Genomic DNA, 19,061 nt, shown 5'->3' on the forward strand with positions numbered 1-19,061 from the left:
TTAGAATTTTAAAGTTACATCAATACCAATATCACGAGTCGTAGGTAATGATCCTATCGACTGACCTTTAGCAGCCAGACCGTTACCTGTCCCTGTTTCCGGATCTGCATAGGGTAAATTTTTGTGAATAATCCAAAGGTTTCTTCCCACAATTGAAATTTTAGCATCCCGAATACCGGTATTGGCTAAAAGTGACTTTGGTAAGTTATAACCAATACTAGCTTCTCTTAGTTTCACATATGAAGCATCATATACAAATCTCTTATTTGGCATTGCATTGTACCCATCTACACGACCACTTATTCCAGGTTGAGAAGTAGGAGTGGTATTTACATTTCCATTAGGGTTAACACCGGGGTATACAATTCCGTTTACTCTATAGTCAGCAGTTTCTTCATACAGACCTGTTGAAATTCCATATCCCATATCTGGTGAAAATACATCTCCTCCTTTTTTCACATCAATAAGAAAGCTAAATGAGAAATCTTTATAACGGAAACTGTTTCTAATACCTCCTACCCAATCCGGGGTGATATTACCAATAATCTGGTTGTTATTTTTCAAGTATCTTCCGGTAGTTGCATTGATTACTTTTTCTCCATTGGCATCATATACATAATCTGACCCTACCAAAGCTCCAAAAGCTTGTCCAACTCTAGCATTCAGTGATACGTTATTCTGATAACTTGCTAATAAGTAATTCTGAGAATTTCCGTTTAATGCGATAACTTCATTTTCATTCTTAGACCAGTTAATATTTACGTCCCATGAAAAGTCATTAGTTTTAAAAGGAGCTCCATTTAGTTGTACTTCTACACCTTTATTATCAATCTGACCTGCATTTACCAAAAATGTTCTATATCCTGTAGCAGGAGATACTGGTAAATTGATGATCTGATCAAATGTTCTGGTTTTATAAATTGCGATATCGAACCCTAGTCTGTTTTTGAAAAACTGAGCCTCCATACCAAATTCTGTTTCTTTTGATCTTTGTGGTTTTAGGTTGGGATTAGCTAAGAAATAAGGCTGATCGAACAGACCTTCACCTCTTGCTTTAAATATGTTGACTAATCTGTAATTTGTCGTGGAAGATCCCACCTCAGCATAGTTTGCTCTTATTTTCCAAAAACTCATCCATGGTTGTTTCACAAATTCAGATAATATGATTGCTCCAGTTACAGAAGGATAGCCATAGCTGTTGTTACCTTTTGGCAGGTTTGAAGATTTGTCAACACGATAGGTACCATCCACAAACAAGAAATTTTTATATCCAAAAGATGCTGTAGCATATAAACTGGAAGTAAGCCATCTTTCATAATTTTCATCAGGAGGAAGTATTGTTCTTACTGAATTTGAAATGGCAAATAATCCAGGTTTTGATAAACCTCCCTCAGTGCTCATATATATGTTATCAATAAGATTTCTTCTAACATTTCCTCCGGCAATACCACTCACATTCAGATCAGTAGTAATATTAAATTTGTAATTAGCGAATAAATCGAAGTTAAGCTCTGTATTTTTTACATTAGTTCTGGCATATCCCGAGTTTACATTCAGACCTGAAGCACCAAAAGGCTGTGGTAAAGACCCGTTCATTAATCTTTCTTCAATTACCATTTGCAGATCGTCATAAGATAATTTACCTGTGATTCCAAAGTTTTTAGATATATCGTATTTCAACTGAGCATAGCTAAATACTCTTGTTCTGTCATCGGACTGATAGTTCTGATATCTTTGAAAATAAGGGTTATTCCAAAACTGTGGGGTTCCATTTGTTGGTGAAGTTCTGTTCCATGAAAAATTACTGTTCCCATTATTCGCATAAGCACTTCTTAATGCAGCTACATCCACATTTGTTTGCCACCATTGTCTGAATCCTGAAATAATATTATCTGAATACCCTGTTTCATTACGTCCTTTTGTGTCTTGTAAAGTTAAAGTAGTAAAAACTGAAGCATGTAATTTATCTGTAAAATCATGATTAAATTTTGCAGATATGGTATTCTTTCTCAGTTCAGAATTTGGCATTAAGCCATTAGAAAGCATATTGGAATATGAAAGGGACAAATTGGAAGTTTTATTCCCCTTTTCAATAGTAACGGTATTAACGTATGTAACTGGTGTCTCAAAGAACTTTATAGGTCCATTTTTAGCAGCAACCCAAGGTGTAGGTTTTCCATAGTTAGGAGAAGAAGGATCATATGAATCCCATTGGTAGACTAAAAGACTGGGGTCAAATGCAGGTCCATAAGAAGCATCATCCCCAAAGTTGGCATAGTTGTATCCATCAGGAGAAAGCTGACTATTAAATTTGCTGGTATATCCTGCACCATATTTTGATTGATATTTCGGGAAAGTAGATTTGTCAATAAAACCAGCTGTAATTCCTGAAGTCAAAGTTACTCCCCAACTGCCGTCATTATTTCCTCTTCCACTTTTAGTTACAATTAAGATTACCCCATCACTACCTCTCTCACCATATAAAGCAGAGGCAGCTGCACCTTTCAGAACGTTAATGGATTCAATATCTTCCTGATTGATATCAGATAGAAAGTTACCATAATCAAATGAAGCACCTGTAGATATTGATGTGTTATTAACAGGTGAACCATCAATAACAATAAGTGGAGATCCTCCGGATAAAGATTTGTACCCTCTGATTAGAAGGTTTGCTGATCCGCCAAAGTTATTGTTTGTATTTACCTGTAGTCCGGCTACCTTACCTGAAAGAAGTGATGCTACGTTACCGGTATTAGTTGTTCCACCGGTTAATTCTGCTGCTTTTACTTCTTCTGAAGCATAACCCAGAGATTTTTTCTCCCTCTTGATGCCGAGTGCAGTTACTACTACCCCCTCAATTTCTTTTGTTTTAAGAGTGTCGTTCTTTTGCTGAGCCTGAGCAACAGCAATAGAGGAAGACAACACCAAAACAAGAAGACCTGTTGTTAGTTTCTTCATATCAAATTAATTTTTGTGACTGTACAAATTTGTAAAACTTTATTAATATCACAAAGAAAAATTTCAAAAAAATATTATATAATCAAAAATCACAAACAAAAAGTGATTAAAAAATAATAAAATATGTTAAAAACAACACATTTAACAAAAATCAAATATTTATATACTACATTTTTTTAAGAAATAATAACAGTTATTTAAATTGATATTATCTATATAACATTAGCACAAACATCTATACAAAATACTGATTCTCAATACAGTGAACTAATTTTATTAATAAAAATAAAATTATCATCATAAAATTACAATGCTGCACATATAGTATTTACCAGAAAAAAGATCTGGTAGTATACCTATTTATACAAAAAAAACCGCCCGAAGGCGGTTATAAAAAATATATTAAAATTTTAAATCTAAATTAGTTTCTCGCCCAGAATGGCGTATACTGATTTTTTGAAAACACATCAGAATTACTAATCCCTGGAACATTACTTGCATTAGCAATGTACTCAGACAGGGGATACATTAATCTATTTGGTTTCGGATTACTTGCAATAGTAGCAGAAAGCGTAACAGGGAATCCTGTTCTAGTATAATCAAAGAACGACTGCTCCGGATTAACTCCTGTTAAAGCAATCCATTTTTGAGTCATAATCGCTTCAATTTTATTAGTATTAGATCCTGTCCATCCTAAACCTGGAACATTCTGTATAGCAGTAATATATGCTCCAGATCCACTCGCCCCAAAGAAGCTGTAAGAAGCTGTAATACCATCGGTAAAATTACCGGCAGCATTTGAGAAAAGACTAGGATATCTTAGAGCAGCTTCAGCCTGTAAGAATTTAGATTCAGCTCTTGTCATGATAGGTCCAGACTTTGCAGATGTCATATCAATAAGTTGTCTCGTGCTTGTAGGAGAAGTTTTTCCAATAGTAATTCCGTATCCAAATCTAGAGACTGCTGTTCCTGATGGCACTCCTGGCTGGCCAGGTACATTTCCTTGTCTGATTCCTAAAACTTTTCCTCCAACAAGACCAAACATTCTGGCTCTCCTTCCATCAACAATTCCATTAAATTTTTGATAAACAGGGCGAGAATCGTTTTCTACATTCCCATTCAAAATAATGGCTACATTCTCAGAGGCTACATTTTCAGAAAAATTGGCCGCCTGAGTACCCGAAGAAAGAATTACATAAAAGTTTGTAAATGGATTCTGCTGGTCATCATTGGCAGAAGAATATCCAGGGTTTTCCAGAACATCTTCATCAATGAAATCAGCACCACTAAGTTCTGCCAGCTTTTGATCTCTATAAGCTGCCATACTTCCTGTAACATTGGACATTCTCAACAGGTATCTCAGCTTTAAAGTATTAGCAAATTCTATCCATTTATCCGTATCTCCTTTAAATACAATATCATTTTCCGGTATTTCACCAGCTCCTGATTCTAAGGTAGCAATTGCAGCATCTATATCAGCAATAGAAGCTTTATAAATATCTTCACCTTTATCATACTTTGGAGTCAATAGGTTTTGTCCCTGAAATGCTTGTGAATATGGCATATCTCCATAAAGATCTGTTAAAATCTGTATGTAATTAGCTTTCATGATCTTCGCCATTGCCTTATGTTGAACAAATTTATTGGTCGGATCATTATAATAATTGATTTTATCCAAATTGGCGATTCCTTTATATAAACCGTCCCAAACATTATTATAAAATATATTGGTTACATTAGGTTTATAATCATCTACAAATGGAGCCCCATATACCAATGAATTTCCTGCTGTAGCATTCATTACTACGCTACCAAACTTATTTAAACTTCTTCCTTGGGTATAGTAGCATAAAGTAATTCCAGCTGGAAGCATTTCATTCGGACTAACCTGGTCTAACGGAATATTGTTAGGATCTTCATTAATATCAAGATATTTATCACAAGACACTGTTGTCAACATCATTGACAGAGATAAAAATACTGTTGCTATTTTTATAATTTTCATATTGTTTTTAATTTATTAGAAAGAAACTTTTAAGTTAACACCAAAAGATCTCTGGGATGGATATTGTCCTGTAATGGCAATACCTGCACCATTACCACTTGAATAAGCACTTTCCGGATCCGCATAATTTCTATTTTCTTTAGAATACACAAAGAATGGATTTCTTGCGAAAAGCCCAACACTCAGACTATTCACAAAAGTAGATGCTAAAACAGATTTAGGTAAATCATATGATAATGCAATTTCTCTTACTTTAAATGCTGTTGCATCCAAGACCATAGTTTCTCCTAATGACTGCATAGCCTGTGACGTATAATAGTTAACAACCCCATTATAGTCCGCTGTTCCATTTACAGGTGTATTGTTTGCTACATATTGTCCATTAACAAGCTGAACAGAATTCGGAACTACATATCCCTGAGATCTGTCAAAACCTGCCGTTTCGTCTGTAAGTCCTGCAAACTGAAGAACGTTTTTCCCCATTGCTGCAAACTTACCTCCCTTACGGAAATCCATTGTTCCCGAAAGTGTAAAGTTTTTATATCTAAAACTTGTATTAAAGGTAAGGGTGTAGTCCGGAGTTACTCTACCCATATTTTTAAATTGACTGCCAATAAGTGGAACACCATCTTTATCTACAATAATTCTACCTTGATCATCTCTCTCAAAACTAGTGGCTTTAAGAACTGGAAAATCCTCTCCTTTTACAGCAAACACTCCAATACCAAAATTTGCATACGGTATGGCAAGTGCAACCTCATCCAATCCTTCTGGAAGTTCCAATACTTTAGTTCTTGAACTTGCAATACCAGCTCTCAAGTTCCAGGTAAAGTCTTTTGATTTGAATGGAGTAGCTCCTAAATCAATTTCAAAACCTTTCATTCTTGTTTTTCCAAAATTGTCCTTTAATTGAGCAATCCCTGATGCATTAGAAATACTGGCATTCGTAATTAAATTCTGGGTATCAGACTGATATATTGACCCTTCAAGAGTAATACGGTCATTAAAGAAACCAATCTGAACATTTAAATCAGTGGTATATATAAACTCTGGCTGAATTGTTCTATTCGTTGGGTTTGTATTGATAGCATAACCAAGCAGACCATTGTAAGGAAATCCTGCAGGAGCAATCCCAACATTTGAAGTATCATATGGTAATATTGCCGATGTGTTTCCTACTTTCGTAAAACTTGGTGCAATTTTAATATGATTTATAACCCCTCCCTTAAGCCCTTCAAAAGCTTTTGTAGGAATGAATGAAAGACCTACTGAATAATAAGGGTATGGTTTATTATGTAATTCGTTATTATAAAACGTAGATAACACGGAACTTTCTTCAATTCTAATGGTAGAGTTTAAGAATAAGTAATCTTTATATGATAAATCTAAATTGGCAAACCCTGCAATAATTCTTTGTCTTGTAGTGGTATTCTCAAACCCTAAATTATCCAATACATTAGCCCCCTTTGGATTTCCAGGTTGAATAAGATTTTTCACATTTCTAATATCATACCAACCTGGAGCAATCAATCCGCTTCCTCCCATTGATCTTGCTGTTCTATAGCTATCCTGGATGTTGTTACCAATATTTAACTTCAAATTGATATCATCCGTAAGATCATAGTTAAAATTTAACATTAAATCTCCATAATAACTACGTGTGCTAACAGTACGATTTATGTAGTAAGAAGCGAAATTAGCATTTTGAGAATAATCCTGAATAGTACCACCATCCAGCACTGTTCCTGTATTTTCATATACCCTGCTAGCAACAAAACCATCATCATGGCTGTCCTGACGTGAATTATTTAAAAATACGTTCCCCGTATAGGTTAAATTAATATTTTTATTAAAATCATATTGTAACGATAAAATCCCCGATAAATAGTCATTTACCGTTTTTTGTCTTGTATGTTCTATCTGATAATAAGGGTTCTTTGTAAATGCAGAAAGGAACCCATCAATGCCCGAATTTCTATAGTTACGGATATCATTCATCGTTGGTACCTGAAGAACATCACTGTACAAGTCCGAACTGGTTTGATCAATAATTTTACTGATATAATTTACCGTTCCATCAATTCTTAACTTATCAAATTTTTTACCTGCCTTAAATAAAAAGCTGTTTTGCGTAAGCTTATCCTGATCAACAACAAAGTTATTCTCTACTCTATTTAAAGACAAGGTTGCATAAGAATCAGATCCTCCAGAAGTAACTGTTAAACCATTCTGTAAAATAAGTCCATTTTTAAAAAATTTAGAAAAATGATTTTTTATAGGAGCATATTTTTCATAGATAAATTGATTATCTGCCTGTGCAAGTCCTGATGGCATAAGTTGTCCTGAAATTCTAGGATCATCATATGCTGGCCCCCATGACGTATTCTCCCAAGGTACATAGCTGGTTCCATTGTAATCTATATCTCCACCTGGATATACTTGTTCTCCTGTAACCCCTTTACCGTACCTAGTCTGAACTTTTGGAAACATGAAAGCTTGGGTCATCTCAACGGAAGAGGTCAAAGTAAATTGCATCTTTTCGCTTTTTGTTCCCCTCTTAGTAGTTACTATAATTACACCATTTACTCCTTGCTGCCCATAAAGTGCAGCACCCTGTAATCCTTTAATAACGTTTACGTTTTCAATGATATCTGGTGGAAGCTGAGCAAGAATACTGGCACTAGAAATAACATTATCAATGACAACTAAAGCTTGGTTATTTCCTGAAATGGATTTATTTCCCCTGATTATAATTCTACTCGTAGCACCTACACTATTATCTGTTTGTGTAATTTGCAATCCAGAAACCTTTCCCGTTAATGCCTGTACAGCATTAGGGGATGATGCCTGGTTTAATTCTTTGGATCCTACTATTTGTTGAGCATTAGTAACAGCATCAGCTTTCTTTTTTAATCCCAGTGCCCCTGTAACTACTATTTCTTCAATATTTTTAGTTTTTATCGTATCTCCCTTTTGCTGGGCACTAACGATAAAAAACGGCGAAGAAAGTGCTACAATAAGTACACTTGTTGTTAATTTCTTCATGTTTATTTTGATTATTTTTTTATTGCCTACAAATATGTGAAACTTTCTTAAAATCACCAAGTAAAAGTGTTAATTTTTCATAATTCCACTAAAACACTACAAAAAAAACAATTGCTAATAGCCGATAAAACAACAAAAAAACACAATATTTAAAAAAAATAAAATCCAATAGAATTATTAATAAAAACAAATAAAACACCTAAAAATGAAATACTTTTACCATAATATAAAAACCAATTAAAACTCCATAATACCGTTTCTTTTTAAATTCCATACTTTTGCAGCATCAAAAAACAACTTCATGGAGTTAATAAAAAACTGGTCAAATCTTTATATCGAAGCGGGATGTGATGAAGTGGGAAGAGGATGCTTAAGCGGGCCGGTAGTTGCAGCTGCCGTAATTTTGGATGATGATTTTCAACAAAACCTGGTTAATGATTCAAAAAAATTAACATTTAAAACCAGAGTGGAACTGGACAGCTATATCAAGGAAAATGTAAAAAGCTATGCTATAGCAGAGCTCCCTCCTTCCTTTATTGATGAGCATAATATCCTTAATGCAAGTATTCATGCTATGCATTGTGCGTTAGACAAATTAGCCATAACACCAGAGCTTATTTTAGTAGATGGCAATAAATTCCATCCCTATAACTATATTCCTCATCAATGTATCATAAAAGGAGATTCTAAAGTATTATCAATTGCTGCGGCCTCTATTCTTGCAAAAAATTACAGGGATAAACTTATGATCGAACTTCATGATAAACACCCTGAATATGGCTGGGATACGAACTTTGGCTATGCCACGAAAAAGCATCAGGAAGCTCTCATAAAATATGGCCCGACCCAATATCACAGACAGTCTTTCAGACTGAAATATGACTAAAAACAGCTCATTATTAATTATTGTATTTCCATAGCTGCATCAGAAATTTGAATTCTTTCTAAATAACAAAAAAAAGAGAAGCAATTATTAATTGCTTCTCTTTTTGGAATCATAAAGGAATAATAAATTATTTCTTTTTATTTCTTTGCTGTTCCTGAGATTGCTGCTGCTGTTGAGCGCTTTCCATCATTTCTCTCATTTTTTTCTGGAACTTACCTTCTGTTTTTGGTTTTTCTTTATTCGACTGAATCTGAGCATGAATTTTCTTCTCATCTAAAATCCAGTATTTGATAACTAGAATAATAAGAATATTAATTGCATTCGATACAAAATAATACCATGAAAGACCAGATGCTGAAGTATTCAGGAAGAATAGGAATGTAATTGGGAAAATATACATTAACACCTTCATATTTGGCATTCCCTCTTGCTGAGGCTGCTGCATATTTCCTGAAGTCATTACAGTATATATTAGAATCACCACTGTACAAGCCAGCGCAAAAATACTCAAATGATCTCCCAGGAAAGGTACTTTAAATGGTAATTTGATCAAATCATCATATGCTGTCAAATCTTTTGCAAACCAGAATCCCTGCCCTCTTAAATCAATAAAGTTCGGGAAGAAACGAAACAATGCATAGAAGATCGGAATCTGAACCAATGCCGGTAAACATCCCGCCATCTGATTCACTCCTGCCTTTCTGTAAACCTCCATTGTTGCCTGCTGCTTTTTCATCGGATCTGCATCCTTAAATTTAGCATTTACCTCATCAATTTCCGGACGGATCACCTTCATCATTGCACTCAATTTATGCTGTTTATACATAATTGGTGACAGGATCAATTTAACAATGATAGTCATTACAAAAATTACCCAACCTGCAGATAATCCCCAGGCAGCGATAATACTGTACAACCACATGAAGAAATAACGGTTCATTGCTCCAATGAATGACCATCCTAATGGAAGAATCTCATCAAAGTTTTTATCGTAAGATTTTAGTAATGGAAGATCCAATGGCATAAAATACCAGGTAAAATCCTGATTCAACTCACTTCCGGTCATCTGAACGAAACCTTCATAGTTGAATTTTTTCAGATATTCTCCTTCTTCTACACTTTCCTGATTTCCTTTACTATGAGTAAATCCGTTTTTAGCTTCGATTACTGAAGAGAAAAACTGCTGTTTTACCCCAATCCAGTTAAGCGTTTCTTTTTCTTCTTCCATTGTAGTTCTCCCATCATAATCATAGTCTTTATAATTATTGAAAGCATAAGAGAATTCTGAGTGTGACTGCTCCTGAGCTCTACCCTTTTCTAAGTTTCTTACATTATAATCCCAGATGAAATCAGCTTTGTTGTCTGAAGTAATTTTGGAAAGTCCCTGAGTTCTTACTTTAAAATCTAAAGCATACTGATCTTTTAGCGGTGCTTTAGGATCGTTATTTAAAGTATAAATGAACTGAATGATTGCTCCATTGTAATCAGCCGTTAATGTAACAGAGCTTCCGTTCACTGTAGGAGAGAAAACTAAATCTTTAGTATTGATTATTTTTCCCGTTTTATCCTTAAACTGGAACCCATACTTTGAGTTATTTTTGTTGATCAGATAAAGTGGCTGATCTGCGTTATCCGTTTTGTGGTCGTATGCTTTGTATCTTGAAAGCTCTACTTTGGAAACCTGACCTCCCAGGCTTGAAAACTCAAGTTTCAATTCATTATTTCCAATACTTGCCGTTTGGATTGCATTAGGAGTTACACCTGGATTGATATTGCTTGCCTGAGTTGGTTTTACGGCATTTTTTACCTGTTCCGTTTTCTGCTGCTGAGCTTTTAACTCCTCTTCCTTCGCTTGTTTGTTCTGGAAATAGAACATAAAACCAAAGAGAACCAGGCATAAAACCGCGAAACTAATCATTTGCTTCTTATCGATTCCGTTGTTTTGTTGCATTTTATTTTTATATTAAAATTTTAAACTTAGGATGTACCTTCTATGTACATAATTTTGAGCTGACAAAAATACTGTTTTTTTATCAAAACTCTATGCTTTACCACGTTACTATATAATAAACTCAAGCTGAGAATAATCAGCCTGAGTTTATGTTTAGACGTTTATGATAAAAATTTACCTTATTTCTTTTCGCAAGCCTTAATGAAAGCTCTGAATAAAGGATGCGGTGTAGCTACCGTACTCTTATATTCCGGATGATACTGAACCCCCACATAGAATGGATGATCAGGAAGTTCAAGTGCTTCTACCAATCCTGTTTCAGGGTTGGTACCTGTAGCAAGGAAACCGTGTTTTTCAAATTCCTGAAGGTATTCACTGTTAAATTCATAACGGTGACGGTGTCTTTCAGAAATATTTTTGGTTCCGTAGATTTCTGATAGCTTAGATCCGTTTTTCAAAGCACACTTCCATGCTCCAAGACGCATTGTTCCACCTTTATCTACTACATTTTTCTGTTCTTCCATTAATGAAATCACAGGATCTGGAGTCGCTGTATCAAATTCTACTGAATTCGCTTTTGTATGTCCTAAAACATTTCTGGCAAACTCTACAGTCATAATCTGCATTCCTAAACAAATTCCCAACATTGGAATTTTATTTTCTCTTGCATACTTTGCAGTAAGAACTTTTCCTTCAATTCCTCTGTCTCCGAAGCCAGGTGCCACAAGGATACCATTCACTCCTTTTAGTACTTCTGTAATATTCTCTTCTGTGATATCTCCACTGTATACCCATCTTACTTTCACCTCGGTTTCAAGGTCTGCACCAGCATGCTTGAAGGCTTCAGCAATAGAAATATAGGAATCCTGAAGAGAAACATATTTTCCTACCAGTGCAATTTCTACAGTTCTCTTTGGATTCTGGAATTTCTTCACAAAGGTCTTCCAGTCTTTCAGATCAGCATCTTTATCGCTCTTCAGATCAAGTTCTTTCAATACTACATCATCAAAGTTCTGCTTCTGAAGATACATTGGAACTTCATAGATCGTCTCCATATCTTTACATTCAATAACGTTATCCAAAGGAACGTTACAGAACTGAGCCAGTTTAGCTCTCTGATCTTTAGGGATTTTATGTTCAGTTCTACATACTAAAACATCTGCCATAATTCCGCTTTCCATCAACTGACGAACAGAATGCTGAGATGGTTTTGTCTTTAATTCACCACTTGAAGCCAGATACGGCAATAAAGTAAGGTGAATTACCATCGTATTTTTCTCTCCCAATTCCCACTTCAGCTGACGAACAGTTTCAATGTATGGCAAAGATTCAATATCCCCTACAGTACCTCCGATCTCTGTAATGATGATATCGTAGTTCTGTTTTGAAAGGATTTTAATTCTACGTTTGATTTCGTTAGTAATATGAGGAATTACCTGAACTGTTTTTCCAAGGAAGTCTCCTTTTCTTTCTTTTTCGATAACAGTCTGGTAGATTTTTCCTGTAGTAACGTTGTTGTTTTGGGATGTTGGAGCATCAAGGTAACGCTCATAGTGGCCTAAATCCAGATCCGTCTCCGCACCATCTTCAGTCACATAACACTCTCCGTGCTCATAAGGATTCAGCGTTCCCGGGTCGATATTGATATATGGATCAAGTTTTTGGATCGTAACGTTAAAACCACGTGATTTTAACAATAGTCCCAGAGAAGCAGACACGATTCCTTTTCCCAAAGATGAAGTTACACCTCCTGTCACAAAGATGTACTTTGTATTCTTTTTACTCATTAGATTAGGTTTGTGCAAAGTTATGGGAAAAAGAGATACAAAGCAATCTTTTACATTTTGAAAATGGTAAAACATCTCTCAAACAATTATAAAACCTGATAAAAAAAATATCTGCGTTACATATAAGCAAATGAAACAAAGCTATAATCATCATCATTTCGACAGATCAATTAAACCTTAAATACCTGCGACAAAAAAAAGGGTTCCAATCCTTTTGGAAACCCTTTTTATAGCTTTATATTTTGTCTAGTCCTGAAATAGCGATACATAAAAACAAATCGTTATGGAAGAACAATTAAAATCTGTGTACATCAAACGTACACAAAAAGATTACAGTTTAAGTTTAAAACTTCAAATAGTAAAAGAAGTTGAATCTGGAGAATCTACCATTACCACTAGTCGCAAGAAGTATGGTATACAATCCCACGGGACTATTTTAAATTGGCTGAGAAAATATGGTAACTTTGATTGGGAAAACCAAAGACCTTATGCTATGGAAAAGACACCTGAACAACGTATTATGGAATTAGAAGCAGAAGTTAAGCTTCTTGAAAAACAGAAAGCCTTCTTGGAAAAACAGGCTTATATTGCTGATAAAAAAGTGATATTTTTTGATATGATGATTCAACTTGCAGAGAAAGAATATCACATTGATATTCGAAAAAATTCACCACCCGAACAATCGATTACTTCCGCAGTAAAGAAAAAGAAACTTTGATTTTTACTTGTGGATTGTTAGGGTTAAATAGACAAATCTATTATAGAAGTATCAAGCGTACAAAAGTCTGTAGGAACAGGGCTTCAGAGGTTGTAGATCTGGTGGAGGGTATTCGTATTAAAATGCCCAGATTAGGAGCAAGGAAACTATATTTTATTTTAAAAGAATCACTAAGTTCTATCAAAGTAGGAAGAGATAAATTTTTTGACATCCTAAGAGCGAATCATTTATTGATTATACCCAAGAAAAATTACCATGTTACTACCAACTCCCATCATCGTTTCAGAAAGCATAAAAATTTGATCCTGGACTATCAGATAACAAAACCCAATCAGGTTTGGGTTGCAGATATTACTTATATTGGGAACAGGAAAAATCCAAGTTATTTAAGTTTAATAACCGATGCATATTCCAAGAAAATAGTGGGACATTTTGTAGCAGATAATTTAAATACAGAGAGTAGTCTTGTAGCATTGAAAAGAGCTTTAAAGAAACACAAAGGTATGGCAGGCTCATTAATCCATCATTCTGATCGTGGCTTACAATACTGCTCGAATGAATATCAGAAAGTTTTGCAAAAACATCAATTAAAATGCAGTATGACACAAAACTCTGATCCTTATGAAAATGCAGTAGCAGAAAGGATTAATGGTATTTTAAAGCAGGAATTTAATATTGACAGGAATTCTATAAACAATGCTTTAAGAAGAAAATTAGTGGATGAATCCATTGAAATTTACAATGGTCTGCGTCCTCATTTTTCGAATTATTATTTAACACCAAATCAGATGCATACACAGTCGAAAATTAAAATGAGAACTTATAAAAATAAAAACCAAAGCAAAAGAAAATTTGCTCTGGTTTAATTATTTATTTTTGTCTTATAATCTGTATCAGATTTTCAGGACTAGTCATTTTTTAGTTATTGCTTAATAAGCTCATAATAAAGACTTACTTCAACGTCTTTTGCAATTCCCGCTCCGGTTGGATCATATTTAATTCCATAATCTAAACGGTTAACCGTGAATTTTGCCTGAATCCCCATGATCTCCTTTCCTTCTTTATTCTTTGTAATCCCACCAAATATTACAGGAACACTGATTTCTTTTTCAATTCCATTCATATTCAGCTTCCCTTTCAGAATATAGTTGTTATTCTTATCCTTCGTAATGGAAGTACTCTTAAATTCAATGGCAGGATATTTTTCAGCATCAAAAAAATCCGGGCTTACAAGGTGTCTGTCTCGTGCATCCACTCCAGTGTTGATAGAACGAATACTTACCCCGAATTTAAAATCGGCATTATCCAAATTAGCACCGTTGTTATTCACTCTTCCTTCAAATTTATCAAATCTTCCCTGTACGAAGCTAATTCCCATATGTTTAATATTGAAATTAACTGAAGAATGCATTGGATCAACTTCCCAGCTCCCTTGTGCAAATGCTACAACACTAAAAAGGGCAAATACAAAAGATAAAAAAACTTTTTTCATTGTAATTATATTTTACATTACTATTTAAATTGAATGAAGCTAAGATATGAAAGAAATTCACAGAATGTATATGTGTCAGTTTTTAATATTAAAGATCTAAAAGAAATGCTTTTTTTATAACTTCGCAGTATGGCAAAACTGAAAACAGCATATTTCTGTCAAAACTGCGGAACCCAGTATCCTCAATGGATGGGGCAATGTAAAAACTGTGGAGAATGGAACACATTAGTAGAAGAAGTGGTTGAAAAACCATCCCATAAAACACCTCCATTTTCAAAGACTAAGCAACATGTCATCAATATTGTTGAAGTAGAAACAAGTGAAGAACCAAGAATCAAAACACCATCTGAGGAACTGAACCGTGTTTTGGGCGGAGGCATTGTTCTGGGATCTGTTACTCTTATCGGAGGTGAACCCGGAATAGGAAAGTCTACTCTTCTTCTTCAGCTTGCGTTGAAAATGAAGAAAAAAATATTCTATGTTTCCGGTGAAGAAAGTGCTTCTCAGATTAAAATGAGGGCTGATAGATTAACTGATATTCAAAACCCCAACTGTTTTCTTTTTACTGAAACTTCATTGGAAAAAATTCTCCATGAAGCCAAAAAACTGGAACCGGATTTCATGATCATAGATTCTATTCAGACGCTGCAATCCCAGCTGATAGAAAGTTCACCCGGAACAGTTTCGCAGATCAGAGAATGTTCCAATGAAATTATAAAGTATGCCAAAGAAAACAATACTCCTGTATTTCTGGTAGGACACATCACTAAGGATGGTCAGATTGCCGGCCCAAAAGTATTGGAACATATGGTGGATGTCGTTTTAAATTTTGACGGAGACCGAAATCACCTTTTCCGATTACTGAGAGCGAATAAAAACCGTTTTGGTTCCACTTCCGAAATTGGAATTTATGAAATGGTATCCCAGGGATTGAAAGAAATTAAAAACCCTTCAGAAATTCTTATTACCAAAAAATTTGAAGAACTTTCCGGAAATTCTGTTGCGGTCACTTTGGAAGGAAACCGTCCTATGCTTCTGGAAATTCAGGCATTGGTAAGTACAGCAGTGTATGGTACTCCTCAGAGAAGCTGCACAGGTTTTGATTCTAAAAGACTGAATATGCTTTTGGCTGTTCTGGAAAAAAGAGCAGGTTTCCAACTTGGAGCGAAAGACGTTTTCCTGAATATTACCGGAGGGATAAAAACAGATGATCCGGCTTTAGATCTTGCCGTAGTGGCTTCCGTACTTTCATCCAATGAAGACATTGCTATTTCAGAGCACTACTGCTTTGCCGGAGAGATTGGATTGAGTGGCGAAATACGCCCTGTAGCTCAAGCTGAGCAAAGAATCACTGAAGCAGAAAAGCTGGGATATGAAAAGATATTTGTCTCTAATCTTAACAAAATTCCGAAGAGAAAATTCGGAATCAAAATTGAGGAAGTGAGTAAGATTGAAGATTTTCATGAAAGACTTTTTTAAGGTGAAAATTGAAAGTTAAAAATGAAGAATGGTTATTTTCATTTCGCAAAATACTCTTGATTTTGTGAGGCAGATCTTCATACCAAATTTTCTGTTTTTTCAGTGTTGTATTTTTGGAAAAGGTTTGAGATAGCAGGTCTTCCGGTTTTAAACTTCAATACATCGGAACAAATATTGTAGAAGTCAGCAAAATTAAAGATCTTAACAGAGGACTTTTTAAATCATGAAAGCAAATATCCGTGAATATTACAGCAACCTTGCAGAATCCTATGATGAAAACCGTTTCGGGAATTCCTATGGAAAATATATTGATCAACAGGAAAGATCATTTTTAACCTCATATTTTCAAAATAAAAAATATACTAAGATTCTGGATTTGGGGTGCGGAACAGGCCGGCTGCTTAATTTTGCTACTCATGGAACAGATTTCAGCGAGAAAATGCTGCATATTGCCCGTCGAAAACATCCTGAAAAGATTCTGGCTGCAGGGGAAATTTCAAGTATTCCTTTTAACAGCGAATTTGATTGCATCTTCTGTTTCCATGTCATTATGCACCAAAACCAGGAAGAGACAAAATCTTTCCTGAATGAATGTCATCAGAAATTAAGTAAAAACGGAACTTTAATTTTCGATTACCCTGTGAAAACCAGAAAAAAAGGAATTTCTCCACAGGAAGACTGGCATGCGGGAAATAGCTTTTCATCCTCAGAAATTTTACGGCTTTCAGGAGACCTGTGGAAAGTAAAAAATACAACAGGAATCCTCTTTTTTCCAATTCACAGATTACCAAAGGCCGTAAGAAAATTCTTTCTGCCACTGGATATTCTACTGTGCAGAACTTTCCTGAGAAACTGGGCATCTTATCATATTACAGTTTTAGAAAAGATATGAAACAGCAACTAAAAAACTGGATACCCCACTCGTGGAAACTAAAATTGAAGCTTCTGCAGCGGTATGCTGATGAAAGGAAAAACAACCATTCCTACCCTAAGGAATATATTTCAGAAAACATCGGTACGCATTCTATTAGACTTCAGCAGATCATTAAGAAAGGGACATTTCATCAGAATAAAATCCATAATTTAAAAGTTGTAGGAAATAAGATCAATAATCTGGTGATTTATCCCGATGAAGTATTTTCTTTCTGGAAAATAACAGGAAAACCAAGTAAAAAAAATAATTTTAAGGAGGGAAGAAACCTGATTAAAAACCATATTTCAAGTGATATTGGCGGTGGAATCTGTCAATTTTCTTCAATTTTATATTATCTCGCTCTTCAGTCAGGATTGAAAATTTTAGAAAGATTTCCGCATTCTATAGATATATATAAGGAAGAGGAACGTTTTACTCCCCTGGGTTCAGACTGTACAGTGGTTTATGGCTATAAGGATCTGCAAATTCAAAATATTTTTCCGTTTCCTGTTCAGCTTCAATGCACGATTACTGATGACGAGCTTCACCTCAGCCTGATTTCTGCCATTGAATTAGGTTTACAGGAAATTCAATTTAAATATATTGAAACAGAAAAAGGTATTTGGGTAGAAACCTTAAGCAATAGTAAAACTTTGTTTAAAAATTTCTATATTCGTTTATGAATTATTTGGCTCACTCTTTTCTTTCTTTCACTGACGGGCAGATCGTGGGTCAGTTTTTGGAAGATTTTATCCGAAACAAAGACCGTTTTTCTTTTCCGAAAGATATTCAGGACGGTATTACCCTGCACAGAGCCATAGATACTTTTACAGATTCACATCCTGCAATTCTTGAGGCAAAGCATGCATTTGCTCCACTGGTGAGGCTTTATGCTGGGGCATTTGTAGACGTCTCCATGGATTATTTTGTAGCAAACGATCTTTCTTTACACTCTCCGGAAGAATGGAAAAATCATTCCCTCCAGGTTTACCGTGTATTGAATGCCCATGAAAAATGGCTGCCGGATAATTTTAAAGGAATGCTTGTTAAGATGGAACATGACGACTGGCTTTATAACTACCGTGAAGACTGGGGAATTAAATTCAGTATTCAAAATGTGCTTAATAAGGCCAAATATCTGGACAAAGATATCCCTGTTTTTGAAGCTTTTTTAGAGAATAAAGATTTTCTCCAAGAGTGTTATAATGATTTCTTTCCGGATCTGGAAGCTCATGTTAAGGGGATCAATACATTACTTCAGCTGGATAACTGATTGTATTAAAATTGCTTATAAAGGTAGCGGTTAGGATATGAAAGCTTCTCGCTATTTCTCTGTCCGTTTACAATAATATGAACAATATTGATCTGATCATCAAACAGATTATACAGAAAACTTACGGCTGCTTCTACTTTTTTAGGATTTGAGACAGGTTCTGATTCGAGAAAAACATTTACCGATTCCTGATCTTCTTCATAGCCGACATAATTTATCTTTAAAAACTTACTGTCAACTTTCAATTTCAGATATTCTGCGCAATACTTCTGTAAGGCTTCATTGAGCTTAGCTTTGTATTTTTCATCATTAAAGTGAAAAGAACCACCATATTTTTTACCTAAACCACTTTCCAGATCGTCTAAGAAAAATCTGCCTGTCACTTCAAATGTTCTGGACTTTGAGTTATAATTAATTTCCACTGAGCCCACATGATAAGGATGAAAAGCGTCCTTACTTCCAAAACTCTGGAAGACCACGGTCAGCAATAAAAACAATCCAAAAAAAAATTTGCGCAACATTCATTCTATTTTGGTAACAAATATAAAAAAAGC

The 19,061-nt window shown here is 34.9% G+C and carries 14 protein-coding genes; 7 read left to right on the forward strand and 7 right to left on the reverse strand.

The genetic code is table 11. The annotated features are described in order from the left end of the window. From AC27VX_RS13140 to AC27VX_RS13150, 3 genes are all read right to left on the reverse strand, one after another. Nucleotides 1-2,958: a SusC/RagA family TonB-linked outer membrane protein gene (locus AC27VX_RS13140; protein WP_236856060.1), complete on the reverse strand. Its 2,958-nt coding sequence runs from the start codon at nucleotides 2,956-2,958 to the stop codon at nucleotides 1-3. A 421-nt stretch (nucleotides 2,959-3,379) separates the two neighbouring features. Then, nucleotides 3,380-4,963, reverse strand: a complete 1,584-nt coding sequence (locus tag AC27VX_RS13145) for a SusD/RagB family nutrient-binding outer membrane lipoprotein (RefSeq protein WP_488695978.1) — start codon at nucleotides 4,961-4,963, stop codon at nucleotides 3,380-3,382. Nucleotides 4,964-4,978: 15 nt separating this feature from the next. Continuing rightward, nucleotides 4,979-8,008, reverse strand: a complete 3,030-nt coding sequence (locus AC27VX_RS13150) for a SusC/RagA family TonB-linked outer membrane protein (protein ID WP_488695980.1) — start codon at nucleotides 8,006-8,008, stop codon at nucleotides 4,979-4,981. A gap of 301 nt (nucleotides 8,009-8,309) precedes the next feature. On the opposite strand from AC27VX_RS13150, the gene rnhB reads away from it, so the two are divergent. Beyond that, nucleotides 8,310-8,894, forward strand: a complete 585-nt coding sequence (gene rnhB / locus AC27VX_RS13155) for a ribonuclease HII (protein ID WP_236856065.1) — start codon at nucleotides 8,310-8,312, stop codon at nucleotides 8,892-8,894. Between the two features lie 127 nt (nucleotides 8,895-9,021). Here the strand turns inward: rnhB and yidC are convergent, their stop codons facing one another. Both yidC and pyrG read right to left on the reverse strand, forming a co-directional pair. Continuing rightward, entirely contained in the window at nucleotides 9,022-10,845 is a 1,824-nt protein-coding gene (gene yidC, locus AC27VX_RS13160) for a membrane protein insertase YidC (RefSeq protein ID WP_236856066.1), read from the reverse strand. Between the two features lie 179 nt (nucleotides 10,846-11,024). Continuing rightward, nucleotides 11,025-12,632, reverse strand: a complete 1,608-nt coding sequence (pyrG, locus tag AC27VX_RS13165; protein ID WP_236856067.1) for a CTP synthase — start codon at nucleotides 12,630-12,632, stop codon at nucleotides 11,025-11,027. Between the two features lie 283 nt (nucleotides 12,633-12,915). Between pyrG and AC27VX_RS13170 the strand changes: the two genes are divergently transcribed. Both AC27VX_RS13170 and AC27VX_RS13175 read left to right on the forward strand, forming a co-directional pair. Beyond that, on the forward strand, nucleotides 12,916-13,350 hold the full coding sequence (locus AC27VX_RS13170; RefSeq protein WP_488695983.1) for a transposase: 435 nt from the start codon (nucleotides 12,916-12,918) through the stop codon (nucleotides 13,348-13,350). Between the two features lie 14 nt (nucleotides 13,351-13,364). After that, entirely contained in the window at nucleotides 13,365-14,216 is an 852-nt protein-coding gene (locus AC27VX_RS13175) for an IS3 family transposase (protein WP_236859472.1), read from the forward strand. A 56-nt stretch (nucleotides 14,217-14,272) separates the two neighbouring features. On the opposite strand, the gene AC27VX_RS13180 is transcribed toward AC27VX_RS13175, so the two are convergent. Beyond that, nucleotides 14,273-14,842, reverse strand: coding sequence for a YceI family protein (locus AC27VX_RS13180; protein WP_488695985.1), 570 nt, complete (start codon nucleotides 14,840-14,842; stop codon nucleotides 14,273-14,275). 129 nt (nucleotides 14,843-14,971) lie between these two features. On the opposite strand from AC27VX_RS13180, the gene radA reads away from it, so the two are divergent. From radA to AC27VX_RS13200, 4 genes are all read left to right on the forward strand, one after another. After that, nucleotides 14,972-16,321 (forward strand): DNA repair protein RadA, encoded by a 1,350-nt coding sequence (gene radA / locus AC27VX_RS13185; RefSeq protein WP_236856069.1) that lies wholly within the window; start codon nucleotides 14,972-14,974, stop codon nucleotides 16,319-16,321. Nucleotides 16,322-16,544: 223 nt separating this feature from the next. Next, nucleotides 16,545-17,213, forward strand: a complete 669-nt coding sequence (locus AC27VX_RS13190; protein ID WP_236856070.1) for a class I SAM-dependent DNA methyltransferase — start codon at nucleotides 16,545-16,547, stop codon at nucleotides 17,211-17,213. Continuing rightward, complete coding sequence (locus AC27VX_RS13195) at nucleotides 17,210-17,917, forward strand: VanW family protein (RefSeq protein WP_236856071.1); 708 nt, start codon at nucleotides 17,210-17,212, stop codon at nucleotides 17,915-17,917. Before AC27VX_RS13190 ends, AC27VX_RS13195 begins: the two co-directional genes overlap by 4 nt. Next, entirely contained in the window at nucleotides 17,914-18,507 is a 594-nt protein-coding gene (locus tag AC27VX_RS13200; protein WP_236856072.1) for an acyl carrier protein phosphodiesterase, read from the forward strand. Before AC27VX_RS13195 ends, AC27VX_RS13200 begins: the two co-directional genes overlap by 4 nt. A 5-nt stretch (nucleotides 18,508-18,512) precedes the next feature. On the opposite strand, the gene AC27VX_RS13205 is transcribed toward AC27VX_RS13200, so the two are convergent. Further along, the gene (locus AC27VX_RS13205; protein WP_300688686.1) at nucleotides 18,513-19,028 is read right to left on the reverse strand and encodes a DUF6702 family protein; all 516 of its coding nucleotides are present in this window, start codon (nucleotides 19,026-19,028) and stop codon (nucleotides 18,513-18,515) included. Between the last annotated feature and the right edge of the window lie 33 nt (nucleotides 19,029-19,061).

It is taken from the genome of Chryseobacterium sp. 14P4.3.2, assembly GCF_057799275.1.

What these genes read in the sequence shown, in the direction of transcription:
- AC27VX_RS13140 (WP_236856060.1), bottom strand. Translation starts at nt 2,958, where the DNA reads ATGAAGAAACTAACAACAGGTCTTCTTGTTTTGGTGTTGTCTTCCTCT.
- AC27VX_RS13145 (WP_488695978.1), bottom strand. Translation starts at nt 4,963, where the DNA reads ATGAAAATTATAAAAATAGCAACAGTATTTTTATCTCTGTCAATGATG.
- AC27VX_RS13150 (WP_488695980.1), bottom strand. Translation starts at nt 8,008, where the DNA reads ATGAAGAAATTAACAACAAGTGTACTTATTGTAGCACTTTCTTCGCCG.
- rnhB (WP_236856065.1), top strand. Translation starts at nt 8,310, where the DNA reads ATGGAGTTAATAAAAAACTGGTCAAATCTTTATATCGAAGCGGGATGT.
- yidC (WP_236856066.1), bottom strand. Translation starts at nt 10,845, where the DNA reads ATGCAACAAAACAACGGAATCGATAAGAAGCAAATGATTAGTTTCGCG.
- pyrG (WP_236856067.1), bottom strand. Translation starts at nt 12,632, where the DNA reads ATGAGTAAAAAGAATACAAAGTACATCTTTGTGACAGGAGGTGTAACT.
- AC27VX_RS13170 (WP_488695983.1), top strand. Translation starts at nt 12,916, where the DNA reads ATGGAAGAACAATTAAAATCTGTGTACATCAAACGTACACAAAAAGAT.
- AC27VX_RS13180 (WP_488695985.1), bottom strand. Translation starts at nt 14,842, where the DNA reads ATGAAAAAAGTTTTTTTATCTTTTGTATTTGCCCTTTTTAGTGTTGTA.
- radA (WP_236856069.1), top strand. Translation starts at nt 14,972, where the DNA reads ATGGCAAAACTGAAAACAGCATATTTCTGTCAAAACTGCGGAACCCAG.
- AC27VX_RS13190 (WP_236856070.1), top strand. Translation starts at nt 16,545, where the DNA reads ATGAAAGCAAATATCCGTGAATATTACAGCAACCTTGCAGAATCCTAT.
- AC27VX_RS13195 (WP_236856071.1), top strand. Translation starts at nt 17,210, where the DNA reads ATGAAACAGCAACTAAAAAACTGGATACCCCACTCGTGGAAACTAAAA.
- AC27VX_RS13200 (WP_236856072.1), top strand. Translation starts at nt 17,914, where the DNA reads ATGAATTATTTGGCTCACTCTTTTCTTTCTTTCACTGACGGGCAGATC.
- AC27VX_RS13205 (WP_300688686.1), bottom strand. Translation starts at nt 19,028, where the DNA reads ATGTTGCGCAAATTTTTTTTTGGATTGTTTTTATTGCTGACCGTGGTC.